At 63.7% G+C, this 14,466-nt stretch carries 11 protein-coding genes; 7 read left to right on the top strand and 4 right to left on the bottom strand.

The genetic code is table 11. The features are described 5' to 3' along the window. The first annotated feature begins 5 nt into the window (after positions 1-5). The 7 genes from JYJ39_RS04405 to JYJ39_RS04375 all read left to right on the top strand — a co-directional run bounded on the left by JYJ39_RS04405 (position 6) and on the right by JYJ39_RS04375 (position 10,761). Positions 6-2,276 carry a TonB-dependent hemoglobin/transferrin/lactoferrin family receptor gene (locus JYJ39_RS04405; RefSeq protein ID WP_205202366.1) on the top strand — a complete coding sequence of 757 codons (2,271 nt, stop codon included), beginning with the start codon at positions 6-8 and terminating at the stop codon, positions 2,274-2,276. A 59-nt stretch (positions 2,277-2,335) separates the two neighbouring features. Next, a complete protein-coding gene (locus JYJ39_RS04400; RefSeq protein WP_205202365.1) occupies positions 2,336-3,280 on the top strand; it encodes a ChaN family lipoprotein in 945 nt (314 codons plus the stop codon). A 46-nt stretch (positions 3,281-3,326) separates the two neighbouring features. Continuing rightward, positions 3,327-7,265, top strand: coding sequence for a cobaltochelatase subunit CobN (gene cobN / locus JYJ39_RS04395; RefSeq protein ID WP_205202364.1), 3,939 nt, complete (start codon positions 3,327-3,329; stop codon positions 7,263-7,265). Then, complete coding sequence (locus JYJ39_RS04390; RefSeq protein WP_205202363.1) at positions 7,262-9,421, top strand: TonB-dependent receptor plug domain-containing protein; 2,160 nt, start codon at positions 7,262-7,264, stop codon at positions 9,419-9,421. Before cobN ends, JYJ39_RS04390 begins: the two co-directional genes overlap by 4 nt. 47 nt (positions 9,422-9,468) lie before the next feature. Then, the gene (locus tag JYJ39_RS04385; protein WP_205202362.1) at positions 9,469-9,951 is read left to right on the top strand and encodes a MotA/TolQ/ExbB proton channel family protein; all 483 of its coding nucleotides are present in this window, start codon (positions 9,469-9,471) and stop codon (positions 9,949-9,951) included. Further along, entirely contained in the window at positions 9,948-10,295 is a 348-nt protein-coding gene (locus JYJ39_RS04380; RefSeq protein WP_205202360.1) for a DUF2149 domain-containing protein, read from the top strand. The genes JYJ39_RS04385 and JYJ39_RS04380 overlap by 4 nt, the downstream gene beginning before the upstream one ends. Before the next feature lie 73 nt (positions 10,296-10,368). Continuing rightward, positions 10,369-10,761, top strand: a complete 393-nt coding sequence (locus JYJ39_RS04375; protein WP_205202358.1) for a DUF423 domain-containing protein — start codon at positions 10,369-10,371, stop codon at positions 10,759-10,761. Positions 10,762-10,822: 61 nt separating this feature from the next. Here the strand turns inward: JYJ39_RS04375 and JYJ39_RS04370 are convergent, their stop codons facing one another. From JYJ39_RS04370 to JYJ39_RS04355, 4 genes are all read right to left on the bottom strand, one after another. Beyond that, positions 10,823-11,806: a DUF808 domain-containing protein gene (locus tag JYJ39_RS04370; protein WP_205202357.1), complete on the bottom strand. Its 984-nt coding sequence runs from the start codon at positions 11,804-11,806 to the stop codon at positions 10,823-10,825. Between the two features lie 106 nt (positions 11,807-11,912). Further along, positions 11,913-12,410, bottom strand: coding sequence for a universal stress protein (locus JYJ39_RS04365; protein ID WP_205202356.1), 498 nt, complete (start codon positions 12,408-12,410; stop codon positions 11,913-11,915). 94 nt (positions 12,411-12,504) lie between these two features. Further along, a complete protein-coding gene (locus JYJ39_RS04360) occupies positions 12,505-13,440 on the bottom strand; it encodes an SdiA-regulated domain-containing protein (protein WP_205202355.1) in 936 nt (311 codons plus the stop codon). Positions 13,441-13,479: 39 nt separating this feature from the next. After that, complete coding sequence (locus tag JYJ39_RS04355) at positions 13,480-14,460, bottom strand: TerC family protein (RefSeq protein WP_205202354.1); 981 nt, start codon at positions 14,458-14,460, stop codon at positions 13,480-13,482. Between the last annotated feature and the right edge of the window lie 6 nt (positions 14,461-14,466).

Raw genomic sequence — 14,466 nt, 5'->3', positions numbered from 1 at the left:
ATTCAATGCACTCCCCGTTCCGGTTCGGCCTGCGCGCCGTTCCCTTGGCGCTGCTCGGCGCTTTCTCGCAAACACCTGCGCTGGCAGCCGATACCAGCCTCGCCGAAACCATCGTTTCGGCGAACCGTCGCGACTCCAGCATCGACGACGCAACCACCACCGTCACCGCAGTCAATCGCGAACAGCTCGACCGTCGCCAACCCATGGACGCCGCCGATCTGTTCCGCGACGACACCGACGTCGTCATGTCACGCGACTTGCGCCGCTACGGCTCGACCCGCGTCAACATCCGCGGCATTGACGACAACCGCGTCGTCCAAACCGTCGATGGCGTGCGCATGCCCGACTATCTGGACAAAAGCGGCCCGACCAATTACATGATGAGCTCCCCTCCAGGCGTCATGCCCGATTTCCTGCGCCGCGTCGAGATCGTGCGCGGCCCGGCTTCCAGTCTCTACGGCTCCGACGCTCTGGGGGGCTTGGTCGGCTACGTGACACTCAACCCGGAAGACATCGCCCATGACGGCGCCAGCTACGGCGCGCGCGTCAAAACCAGTTACAGCAGCGCCAACAAGGGATTCACCGGCACGCTGATCGGCGCCTGGCGCGGTGAAGTGGCGGACGTCATGCTCGGCTACTCGCAGGCCAGCAGCGACGAATACGACACCATGGGCAAGGACGGCAGCTTCGGCGCCAACCGCACCAAGCCCAACCGTCTGGACAACAACGACAAGGGCGTCATCGCCAAACTCGTGCTGCGCCCGGCCACCGGCCACCGCATCACGACCGCGCTGGAAGGCCGTCATACGCAGACCGATTCCGACATCCTGCGTCACACCTCGGCTTATTCCCGCGTCAGCGCGATGCAGGGCAACGACGACAGCAAACGTCTGCGCGGCAGTATCGAATACGAGCACAAGCCGACCAACGCCTTCTACGACCGGATGACCGCCCGCCTGTCGCACCAGGTCATGAAGACTGACAACACCAACGACCAGCGGCGCGGCAATGCCTCCTATTCCCCCATGGGCACGGGGTGTTCTGCCGTCACCCCAGGCAGCACGACCTGCGACATGCTCCAGAGTTTCGAGCTTGAACAGCGTCAAACCGCCTTCAACGTGCAGTTCGACTCCATGTTCGAACATGGCGGCATCTCGCACATCCTCACTTATGGCCTCGATTTGTCGAGACAGGAAGTGGAAACCTACCGTGATGGCACGGTGATCAACCGCAACACAGGTGTCGTCACCAAGAACGTGGCCGGTGAAGTTTATCCGCTACGCGATTTTCCCAACGGCAAAACCGACACCCTCGGCGCCTTCATTCAGGATGAAATCGGCCTGTTCGGCAACCGCCTGACGCTGACTCCGGGCATCCGCTACGACCGTACCCAGCTGAAACCGGATCACGACCCGCTGTCGGTCAAGATGCTCAACTCCCTCGGCCTCGAACCGGAAAACGCCACCTGGAGCCGCGTTTCCCCGAAACTCGGCGTGCAATGGCGGTTTGATCCGGTGTTCAGCACCTATGGCCAGATCGCCAGCGGTTTCCGCGCCCCGAATTACAACGAAGTGAACGGCGCTTTCCGCAACACCACCTACGGCTACGGCATCGCCGCCAATCCGGACCTCAAGCCGGAAACCAGCATCGGCGTCGAACTCGGCCTGCGCGGACGCACTGAACGCGGTCATTTCCAGGTCGCGGTGTACGACAACCGTTACAAGGATTTCATCGAGAACATCCAGTTGCAATGCCCGACCGACCCCGCCTGCATCGCAGGTCTGAGCGGCGGCACCTACCAGAACCGCAACCTCGCTAAGGTACGCATCTACGGTGCTGACGTGCGCGGCGTCTATCGCCTGAACAATCAATGGCAGATCGACGGCTCGCTCTCCTACACCCGGGGCAAGGACGAGGACACCGGCGAAGGTCTGGGCAGTGTCGAACCGATGCGCGCCAGCCTCGGGCTTACCTACGAAACCGGCAGCTGGGGCACAGAAGGCCGCCTGCGCCTGGCGAAAGCCAAATCGAAGGGCAGCCTGAGCACGGACTCAACCCTGTTCCGGCCTGCCGGCTACGGCGTCACCGACCTGACCGCCTGGTACCGCCCGAGCAAGAACACCCGCATCGTGGCTTCGGTAAACAACCTGTTCGACAAGAAATACTGGCTGTGGGGCGACGTCCGCCACTACGGCCTGGGCGCCACCGAGCCAGGTGCCGATTTCTTCACCCAGCCAGGCCGAAACTTCCGCCTGTCCTTCCAGGCCGATTTCTGACCCCCATCGGCAGGCACTCCGTACAGAGTGTCTGCCTTTTTCATTTTCAGGACGCATACATGCACATAGCGCAGACGAATACAGCGAAAAAATTACGCTTTGGGTACAAAACCTCGCATCCAAAGCGCAGTTTTTTTCACGCCTCGAAAATCAAGACCCTGTTTGCCGCCTGCCTGATAGCGGGCTGCGGCGCGGCGGTGGCCGCCGAGCGCATCGTCGACCTCGGCAATCAACGGGAAATCTCCCGCGAAGCCTTGGTGGCCTCGTTGAAACAAGGCGAATTCATCCTCCTGGGCGAGTTGCACGATAACCCGGCGCACCACGCCGACCGCGCCTGGTTGCTGGAAAAACTGGCGGCGGCGCGGCCTGTGATCGTTGCGGAGCATCTGGAGCGCGGCCGCAGCGCGGCTGGCGAGGGGGAACTGCTGCCTACCCTGGAAAGCGCAGGTTTCGATGCCAGAAACTGGCGCTGGCCCTTGCATCGACCCTTGTTCGAGGCAGCCCGCCAATCCGCCCGAGCGCTCGTGGGCGGCAACATCGAGCGCCAGACGGCCCGCGCCATCGTCAAGGAAAAGGCAAGCGCCCTGCCCGCCGACATCGCGGCGGCCATCGCTGCGGCACCGCTGACCGAATACGCCCGGCAAACGCTGGAGCAGGATTTGCTCGACAACCACTGCGGGCAGATTCCCGCCAGCCTGATTCCCGGCCTCAACCTCGCCCAGCGCGCCCGCGATGCGGCGATGGCGCTGGCGCTCGAGGCAGCCGTCAAAGACGGCACGCCCGCCCTGCTCCTGGCGGGTAACGGTCACGTCCGGCGCGATTACGGCGTACCTGTGCTGCTCGATGCCCTGGCATCGGCACGCAAAACCATCGCCGTCGGTTTTCTCGAAAGCGACAAAACGTCCGAACTGCACGATGCCACGCTCAAAGCCCGCTACGACTTCATCTGGATCACCGATCCGGCGACGCGCGAAGACCCCTGCCTGAATTTCCCCAAACGCTAGGCGGCTTCACCCGATTCTTCAATTTCCATTCCCAGCCAGGCACTCCATGACCCAGCTACGCGCCCTTCTCGTTTCGATCTTCGCCACCCTGCTCCTTGTCTGCACCGGCAGCGCCACCGCCCAGAACGTACTTTTCGTCGCCGTTTCCCCGGTTCCGCCCGGCAAGTTCAAGATGGTGAAGGAAGTCGCCACCAAGTACGGCCTGACCGTGGAGGCGCATTTTGCCGAGCGGATTCCGCCCAATCTGGCCGACACGCTGCTCGACAAGCGCGATGCAGTGTTTTTCGACGCCGGGCGGCCACACATGCGGGACGCGGTGAAACGCCGGCTGGAAAAACCGCTGGCGGCTTTCAAGGGCCGCCACATCTGGATGAACGACGAGGGGCCGCAGGCTGAAGGCTTTGCCGGGCCGCTGGCCAAGCGCCTGCACGCTTATTACGTCAATGGCGGCCGGGCCAATTTCGAGGGCTTTTTCGCCACGCTGGCCGCTGAACTGCGCGGCCAGCCGGCGCCGAAAGTCGCCGATCCCTTCATTTTCCCGGACGACGCCGTCTATCACCCGCAAGCGCCGAACCAGGTATTCGCCACGCCCGCCGAGTATTTCCGCTGGCGCGGCATCGACCCCGCCAAACGCCCGCCGACGGTGGCGATCGCCTTCCACCAGATCCACATCGGCGCGGAACAGACCGCCTTCATCGACGACCTGATTACCCGCATCGAAGCCGGCGGCGGGCTGGCCCTGCCCTACTACGCCGGGGTGATGACGCTGCACGCGCCGATGCTGACCATCGATGGCAAGCCGGTGGCCGACGCGCTCATCAACACGCAGATCATCCTCAACCCGGAAGGCTGGCGCAAGGAACTGGCAGCGCTCGGCATCCCGGTGACGCAGGCGCTCGCCTATCGCCGTGGCGACGAAGCCGCCTGGCGCGCCGACGCCCAGGGCATGCCACTGATGGACGTGCCGTTTTATCTCTCGCAAGCCGAGTACGCCGGCATTTTCGATCCGATGATGAGCAATGTCGTCAGCCGCGAGGGCGACGTCAAGGTGCTGCCGGAGCAGACCGCCGCCGTGGTCAACAAGGCGCTCAAGCTGATCCGCCTGCAACGCCTGCCCAACGCCGAGAAGAAGGTGGCGGTGCTGTTCTGGAACTACCCGTCGGGCGAAAAAAATTTTTCCGCCTCCTACCTCAACGTGCCGCGCAGCATGGAAGCCACGCTCAAGGCGCTGCGTCAGGCCGGTTACGACGTGACGCCGGAAACCGAGCAAACGCTCATCGCCAACCTGCAACGCCTGCTCGCCTCCCACTACCGCGACGGCGAACTCGAATCGCTGCTGCGCGACGGTCTGGCCGAGCGCCTGCCGGTCAAGACCTACCGCGCCTGGCTGGCCAGGCAGCCGGCGGCGGCGCAGGCCGACATGAAGGAACGCTGGGGCGATCCGGAAAAATCGACCATGGTGGTGAAAGACGGCGGCGAAGCGTATTTCGTCATTCCGCGCTACCGCATCGGCAAGCTCATCCTGACACCACAGGCCCCGCGCGGCGAGCGCTGGGAGGACAAGGAAAAGGCGCTCTACCATTCCTCGGTGGCCGCCCCCTCGCACTACTACATGGCGCATTACCTGTGGGTGCGCGAACAGTTCAAGGCCGACGCCATCGTGCACTACGGCACGCACGGCTCGCAGGAATGGCTGCCCGGCAAGGAACGCGGCCTGCCGGTGACGGATTACCCGTTTGCCGCCATCGGCGACGTGCCGGTGGTGTATCCCTACATCGTCGACAACATTGGCGAAGCCCTGCAAACCAAGCGCCGCGGCCGCGCCGTCACCGTCACCCACCAGACGCCGCCGTTTGCCCCCGCCGGCCTGCATCTGGCGCTGAACGAAATCCATGACCTGCTGCACGCCTGGGTGGGCCAGGACGAAGGTTCCGTGCGCGAGAAAATCGCCACCGATCTGATGAAGAAGGTGAGGAAGGAACGCATCGACAAGGACATGGGCTGGGACGACAAACGCATCGCCGCCGACATGCGCGGTTTCGTGACGGAACTGCACGACCACCTGCACGAACTGGCGCAGACCGCGCAGCCGCTCGGCCTGCACACGCTCGGCACGCCGCCGCCGGAAAAATTCCGCCTCGGCACGGTGCTCCTGATGCTCGGCAAACCCTACTGGGAAGCCGCCGCCAAGGCCGCCGGCGTGCCCAGTGAAGACCTCGACGAAACCTTCGTCGGCGATTACGAAAAAATCAGCGACACACCGCCCTTCAAGCTCCTGCGCAACCACCTCGCCGGTGCGGCGGTGAACGTCGATGAAAAACTCAAGGCCCAGCTCGAACAAGGCAAGCAGTGGTACGTCGACCTCGGCGCGGCAGGCGAAATGGCCGGCCTGCTCTCGGCGCTGGCCGGCCAGCACCGCCCGACCTCCTACGGCGGCGACCCGATGAAGAACCCGGACGCGCTGCCCACGGGCCGCAATCTCTACGGCTTCGACCCCTCGCGCGTTCCCACCAAGCAAGCCTGGGAAGCCGGCAAGGATGCCGCCGAGCAGTTGATCGCGGCGCACACAGCGAAAACCGGCAAGCCGCCGAAGAAGCTCGCCTTCTCGCTGTGGTCGGTCGAAACCATGCGCCATCAGGGCATGCTCGAAGCGCAGGTATTGGCGGCGCTGGGCGTCGAACCGGTGTGGGATGCCGGCGGGCGCGTCATCGACGTCAAGCTGATGCCGCGTGAAAGCATGCAGCGCCCGCGTGTCGACGTCGTGATTTCCGCTACCGGCCTGTACCGCGACCATTTCCCCAACGCCATGAAGCAACTGGCGAAAGCGGTCGAACTCGCCGCCCGCGCCAATGAGGCCGACAACCCGGTGCACGCCAACAGCCTGCGCATCGCCGCCAGCCTCAAGCAGCGCGGCGTGCCGGAAGCAGCAGCACGGCGGGCGGCGGAAACCCGCATCTTCTCCAACGAATCGGGCCGCTACGGCACCGGCCTCGACGACGCGGCGCTGGCCACCGACACCTGGAAAAGCAAGGCCGAAGCCGACCGCAAGATGGCGCAGCTTTACCTGAAGAACATGCAGTACGCCTTCGGGGCCGACGAAACCGCCTGGAACACCAAGGGCATCGCCGGGGCCGACGGCGTCGACGTCAACCTCTACGCCGAGCAGTTGAAAGGCACCGAGGGCGCGGTGCTGTCGCGCACCTCCAACCTCTACGGCATGCTCACCACCGACGACCCCTTCCAGTACCTCGGCGGCATCGGCGCGGCGGTGCGCCATCTCGACGGCAAGGCGCCGGAACTCTACATCTCCAACCTGCGCGGCAGCGGTTCCGGCAAGGTCGAAGGGGCCGACAAGTTTCTCGCCAAGGAACTCGCCACCCGCAATTTCCATCCCGGCTACATCAAGGGGCTGATGGCCGAGGGCTACTCCGGCACGCTGCAAGTGCTCGATTCGATGAACAACTTCACCGGCTGGACCACCGTGGCCCGCGAAATCGTGCGCGACGACCAGTGGCAGGAGTTCGTCGACGTCTACGTGCGCGACAAGCACCAGCTCGGCCTGAAGAACTGGTTCGAGCAGAACAACCCGCACGCGCTGGCGCAGACCATCGAGAAGATGCTGGAAATGGCCCGCCACGGCTACTGGCAGGCCGACGCCAAGACGGTGGCCGAACTCAAGGATCGCTACAACGACCTCGCCCGCCGCTTCGACGTGCAGACCGACAACGCCGTATTCGAGAAATTCGTCGCCCCCGGCTTCGGCCTCGCCGCCGTCCTGCCCGCTGCCCCCGCGCCGACCCGCCCGCAAAGCGCCGAAGATCTGGTCATGACGCCGCCCGCCCCGCCGCCGCCCGTCGAAGGCATGGTGCTGAAAAAAGTGGATGACAACGAACCGCCCGTCCCGCCGCTGGCTCTCTTTGGCGCTTCGCTGCTGCTCTTTGCCGGCTTCGGCGGCGGTATCTCGGCTTACCGGAGACAAGCATGAAAAAACGCCTCACCCCGCATCTGACCTGCATCGCCCTCGGCCTGGCGGCCTTTCCCACCGCCGCCGAGGAAACCCGCACGCTCAAGGAAGTCACCGTCACCGCCAGCAGCGATGCGCTGGAGAAACAACAGGCGTCAGTCACCCAGAAAACCATCATCAACCGTGCCGAAATCGAGGCGCTGGGCGGGCTGACCGTCAATGAAGTGATCCGCAAGCTGCCCGGCATCGACGCCAGCGGCCACAGTGGCGACGGCGGGCCGTCCGGCAACGCCCGCGGCATGGGCCGCGACGCGGTGCAGTTCCTGGTCGACGGCGAGCGCCCCAGCGCTAACGCCCGTTACGCGCTGACCACGGTGGGTCGCATGCCCTCCGGCGAACTCGAACGCATCGAGATCCTGCGCGGCGCTTCCGCCGAACACGGCGGCGCGGCAGCGGTCACGGTGAACCTCATCATGAAGAAGGCGCGCCCGAACACGCCGAACGCCCCGTCCACCACCCTGCGCCTAGCCGCCGGCACGCGCGGCGACGAGGCCAACGGCCAGTTTTCGACCAGCCTGGGCGGCGGCGACAAGGATTTTTCCTGGAGTCTGCCGATCTCCATCAACCACCACGGCCTGCCCACCGACAAAAAGCTCGACCGCCAGCACGCCAGCGCCGGCGTCCGCGACCAATGGCAAAGCGAGCGTGAGCGCGGCGCCTACACGCTCAACGAATTCGTCCTCGCGCCACGCCTCACCTGGCGCGGCGCGACGGGCAGCTTCACCCTGTGGCCGAGCATTTACCACAACGAAGGCGAGCGCACGACGCGCGCCCAACGCGCCGCCTACGCCAACCCGGCTGCCGGCACCGGCCTTGCCGCCGACGGCAGCCGGCGCGAGGATGAAGACAGCCGCATCACCCTGCTGCGCCTGCGCGCCGAGGGTGAAACCAAGCTCGACCTCGGCAAGCTCTCGGGTCGCATCGCCGTCCTCGACGGCCAGCGCCACACCAATACCGACCGCCGCTGGCGCGATGCCGCCGGCCTCGTTACCGCCGCCAACAACGAGCGCCTGCGCCGCGACGAGAACGAAGTATCCTCGGCAGTGCGCCTGGATCGCGGCGTCGGCTTGGGGCTACTCTCCCTCGGCCTGGAGCAAAGCTGGCTCCGACGCGAGGAAACGCAGCGCATCACCGGCAGCGCTGGCGGCAACACCGCCTGGCGCGGCGACCACGAGGCCACCGCGAAACAGTGGACCGCCTGGCTGCAACACGAAGCGCCGGTCAGCGACAAGCTGACCCTGACCGGCGGCCTGCGCGGCGAACACATCGCGCTCGAAGCCGATGGCCGCTCACAGCACGCCAGCCAGATCGCCCCCTCGCTCGCCGCCCGCTATGAACTGGCCGCCGATCTCGTCCTGCGCTCCTCCATCGGCGCCGGCATCAAGGCGCCCAAACTCGACGAAATTTCCGGCCTGACCGTGCATGCCACCACCGCCAACAGCCCGCTCGAACCTGACCGCGCCGGCAATGGCAACCTCAAGGCCGAGCGCAACGTCAATTGGGAAGCCGCGCTGGAAAAACGCCTGCTCAACGAACTCGGCACCGTCGGCGCCAACGTCTATCTGCGCCGCACCGAGAACTTCATCGAGCGGCGCACGCAACGCGAAGGTACGCGTTGGGTCGAACGCCCCTACAACGAAGGCACCGCCCGCCACTGGGGGCTGGAACTCGACGCCAAGCTGAAAACCGATGCCCTCGGCTGGAAAGGTGCGGCACTGCGCAGCCACCTGACCCTGCCGCGCGCCCGCGTCGACGACCAGCGCCTGAACCGCCAGCGCGATGCCCGCGAACTGCCGCGCTACCAATGGACACTGGGCGTCGACCAGGCGCTGCCGGCCTGGCAGATGAGCGCCGGTTTCCATCTCACCCTGCACGGACGCAACCGTACCGCCATTGCGGGCGAAACCGCCAGCAGGCAAAACCGCCGCGAACTGCTCGACCTTTACCTCAGCCGCCGCCTGACACCGCAACTCAACCTGCGCCTGGACGCCCAGAACGTGCTGCGCGCCGACACCCGCCGCCTGTCCACCTACGCCGCCGGCAGCGACGACTGGCGTCTGGCCAGCACCGAACGCGGCCAGCGGACGCTGCTTTTATCACTCGAAGGCAAGTGGTAAGCAACTGTTTTCATTTATTTTCCCCTGACAACACACACGGAGTCACCATGTCGCACCTTGTCGAACTCACCATGTACCAGATCTCGCAGCTGTTCCTGCTACCGACCCTGGTACTGATCGCTGCCCTGTTCCTCTACGCCTTCTGGGTCCTCGGCGAATTCCTCGTCCTAGCCCTGCGCCGCAAAAGCGGCAAGGGCCGCCCGCTGCTGGCACATTTCATCCGCCAGCCCAGGCTCTCCGACGATGAACTCGACGTTTTCGCCCACAAACTGCTGGAAAATCAGCGCATCGCCAGCCGGGTGACACCGATGCTCGGTCTGGTCGCCACCATGATCCCGATGGGTCCGGCGCTGAAATCACTCTCCGACGGCAATCTCGCCGACGTTTCGCACAATCTGACCATCGCCTTTTCGGCAGTCATCCTGGCGCTGATCGCCGCTTCCATCACCTACTGGGCGGTCAACGTGCGCCGCCGCTGGCTGGCCGAAGAACTTCTGGAAATCCAGGCGCTACGCGGAGCAAACGCATGAGCCTCAAACTGCTGCACGAACCGGAAACCGAAGATCCGATCCTGTCGGTGGTCAATCTGATCGACATCTTTCTCGTCATCATCGCGGCCCTGCTCATCACCGTGGCGCAGAACCCACTGATCAACCCCTTCAACCAGCAGGACGTGACAGTCATTACCGATCCCGGCAAACCGACGATGGAAGTGCTCATCAAGAAGGGCGAGAAGATCGAGAAATACAAGGCCAGCGGCGAAATCGGCGGCGGCGATGGCGAAAAGGCCGGCGTTGCCTACAAGATGAAGGATGGCTCGATGGTCTATGTACCGGAGGGCACGTCAGAACCTGCCGCGCCCTCCGGCAACTGAGCCACTGCAATAGTCTTAGCCGGCTACAATGTGGCGGGCACCTCCCGAGGGGCGCCCGCCACAAGGAGAAAGCATGTTCCGTACCTGGATCACCCTGGTCAGTCTGTTCGGTGCCGTCGGGGTCGCCCTCGCCGCCTGGAGTTCGCATGGGCTGGCCAGTTTCATTCCTGCCGAGCAACTGGCGGTAGCCGCCGAGCGCGCCCGCGCCGCCAGCCTGCACCACCTGCTGCACACCCTGGCCCTGTTCGGCGTCGCCCTGTGGTCACGCCAGGCGCCATCCGGGTGGCTGAATCTGGCTGGTGGCTTGTTCTCCCTCGGCATTCTCTGTTTCGCCGGCGGCATCTATGTCCTGCGTATCTTTGCCGGCATCCACACCGGGCCGCTCATCAACGTCGTTCCCTTCGGCGGTTTCTGCCTGATCGGCGGCTGGCTGGCCCTGGGTGTGGCGGGGTGGAAGCAGCGCTGAACAGGCTTGGTAGTTCGCACTGTCATCAACAGCACACCACCGAAATACACAGAACGAACCATCACCCCTTACCGGCGCGTAATTTCAACAGCGGCGTCACTGCCGCCAGCAGCACTGCGCCGGCGGCAATGCCAGCCAGCCCATTGAGCGCATTGGTGGTCAGAGCCGACCACAACCCGGCAAAAGAACCCACTGTTGCCGCAGCCCCAGCAGCTTCGACGGCGTGATGCAGGAACGGCACGCCGTGCACCAGAATGCCGCCACCCACCAGAAACATGGCAGCGGTACCGGCCACCGAAAGAAAGCGCATCAGCCACGGCGTAGTCACCAGCAAGCCTCGTCCACAGGCCTGTGCCAGTACGCTGCGCTTGCCGTTGAGCCACAAGCCCAGATCATCGAGTTTGACGATACCGGCAACCAGACCATACACCCCCACAGTCATCAGCAAGGCAATACCTACCAGCACCGCGACCTGCTGCGGCAAGGGCGCGCTGGCGACCGTGCCCAGGGCAATGACGATGATTTCCGCCGAGAGGATGAAATCAGTACGGATCGCGCCCTTGATCTTGCCCCGCTCGAACGCCACCATGTCGCGCGCCGCATCGGCATTCACGGCGACGTGCGCGGCGTGGGCGGCGGCATCGTCACTGGCACGGTGCAGGAATTTGTGGGCCAGTTTCTCCACGCCTTCGTAACACAGGAAGGCACCTCCCAGCATCAAGAGCGGCGTGATCAGCCCGGGCAGGAAGAAGCTGATGGCCAGGGCGGCGGGCACCAGAACCACTTTATTCAGCAGCGACCCTTTGGCCACCGCCCACACCACCGGCAACTCACGGTCTGCCCGCACACCGGTGACCTGCTGGGCATTCAGCGCCAGATCGTCGCCGAGTACGCCCGCCGTTTTTTTCGTTGCCAGTTTGGTCATGGCAGCAACGTCATCAGCCACCCCAGCACTCTTCTTGGCGGCCACTTTGGTCATCACCGCCACATCGTCAAGAACGGCGGCAATATCATCGAGCAAGGTCAACAGACTGGCACCAGCCATCACAACTCTCCGGAAAAACAGCTAACGCGCACCACAGCGTGCGCCAGACATTGATGCCGAACGACACACACGCATGCGCGCCGGCAAGCACCACTCGCCTAGCCGGTCACGGCACGACCAGCACCGGCACCGGCGATTGCTGCAGCACCTTGTCGGTCACCGAGCCAAGCAGCAGGCTCTGCGCCGCATTCAAACCACGCCGGCCGAGGACCACACCTTGCGGTTGCAGGCGCCCGATCGCGTTCAGAATGCAGTCAGCCGCTTCGCCCATGACGACATGCAGGCACCATGCCCTGCGGGCCTTGGCAAACAGTTCACGCACCGCCTCCGTATCCGCCAGGGCGCGCTGTGCCAGACCATTTTCCGCCGCCTCGCGCGCCAGCCAGGGCTGGATGTTGATGAGCTGAACCGCCACCTCCGTGCCCGCCGCCTCGGCCAGACGAATGACTGCAGCAGCCGCACGCCAGGCATGGTCAGAACCGTCAACCGCCAGTAGCCAGCTATTTTCTGTCGCTGCCGGCGACTGTGTGCCACTGGCAAATACCAGACCGACCAGACGCCCGTCGGCATCGCGCTCGCTGTGTTGGAGCAAAGGCATGTTCATGTGTGATCTCCTGTCCATCATTGGAAAAAAACAGCGGCGGTACGGACATCAGTCCAACGCACCGACACACCGGGTAACGGGGAAAGCAGCACTTTCATTGCGGCCCGACTTCCCGCTCGAAACGGTAAAACAAATTAGGTTCGGACACGATATACAGACTCCCGTCCGGCCCGATGGCAATTCCTTCTGCCCGTGGCACGCGACCACGCAGACCATGCAAACCCGGCCACATGGGCAGCATGCTCAACAATCGCCCCTGCTCGTTATATTCCGCCACCAGGGCCGATTCGTCACTGAGTAAGAACAGATTGCCAGTTTCCTCGTGCAAGGTGATCGAGGACAAATCTTTCAGGAACAAGGCATTTCTCGGCACTGGCCGCCACTCGTTCACCTGCACATCAAAGCGCTTGCCCTGATACAGGGCAGACAAACCAGAAATCGCCAGGATACGCAGCGGTTTTTTCTCCTTGACGACGAACAGACGCTGCTGCGCGCCATCCCACGACACCCCTTCGAAACCACGGTTGCCATTGAGATCGATCCCCAGTTCGAAACGCGCACTCTGCGCCAGATCGACCAGAGTCTGCCCTGCACCAAGACGGATGTGGTACAGCTGCTGCCGGCGCTCATCGGCAAGAATGAAATCATCGTCACGCACATGGCTGATGCCTTCAAGATCTTCCGCCCCGACAACCGTGATCCGTCGGAGAAGACGCCCCCGCGTATCCAGTTCCACGATCTGCGCGGGATGATTGATGACCGCAAACAGGGTGCCGCTCTGCCGGTTGAAGGTCAACCCGGACACATTCGCCGGTACGCCCTCAATCGGCCGTGCTTCGATGCGAACCCGGTAATCGGGTAGCCAGACACTCCGACTACGCCACTCATCGGCACTGGCCGTCGTCTGTACCCAGTAGTAAGCCAGCGTCGGCAGCTTGTAGTGCAGCAGGACACCGGCCAGCAGCACCAACGCACAACCGAGAAAGACGCGCGCGAACACCCTTTTTTTCAGATCTGCGCCAGGCAACATGTCTCCTTGCGGACATTCAATCCAGCAGCGGCCACGGCTTCAGCCCTCCTCACCCGCCGGCGCCCTGGCGGCGACAGCCTTGCGCGACAGTGTCAGGCTGGCGACGATGGAAATGAGGATGATGCTGCCAACGACCGACAACGACCACTGCACCGGAATGTGGAACCAGGGCATGATCAGCATCTTGCCACCAATGAAGATGAGGACCAGCGACAAGCCGTACTTGAGCAGGTGGAAGCGCTCCGCCATGTCGGCCAGCAGGAAATACATGGCACGCAAGCCCATGATGGCGAAGATGTTGGACGTGAAGACGATGAAGGGATCGGTCGTCACCGCAAAAATGGCCGGGATGCTATCGACGGCAAACACCAGGTCGCTCGCCTCGATCAGGATCAGCACCAGGAACATCGGCGTTGCCCACAGAACTCCCTTGTGGCGGACGAAGAAATGCTCGCCATGAAACTCCGGGGTGATACGCAGACGACGGCGCAACAGGCGCAGTAAGGGATTTTGTTCGAGGTCGGGCTCAGCTTCGGCAAAAACCAGCATCTTGATGCCGGTAATGACGAGGAAGGCACCGAAAACGTAGAGAATCCAGGCGAACTGCTGTACCAGCCAGACCCCGGCCAGGATCATGCCGGCCCGCATGACGATCGCCCCGAGCACGCCGTAGAGCAGCACGCGCCGCTGCATCTCGGGCGGCACCGCGAAGTAGGTGAAGATCATCACGAACACGAACATGTTATCCACCGACAACGACTGTTCGATCAGATAACCCGCCAGAAACTCCAGCGTTTTGGTGCGCGCCACTTCGGCGCCCTGGGTATCGTTGAGATACCACCAGAGCAGGCCGGCAAACGTCAGTGCCAGACTGACCCAGGCCAGCACCCAGGCCAGGGCTTCGCGCACCGGCACACGATGTGCCTTGCGGCCGCCGAAAACAAACAGATCAAGTGCCAGCATCAGCAGCACAAAAACAATGAAGCCTGCCCACATCGGGCCCGTTGCAAACGTACTCATCACATT

The organism is Azonexus hydrophilus (assembly GCF_905120355.1).
GTDB lineage: Bacteria > Pseudomonadota > Gammaproteobacteria > Burkholderiales > Rhodocyclaceae > Azonexus.
The sequence above is the reverse complement of the archived record's forward strand: the minus strand, read 5'-3'. Positions and strand labels throughout refer to the sequence as shown.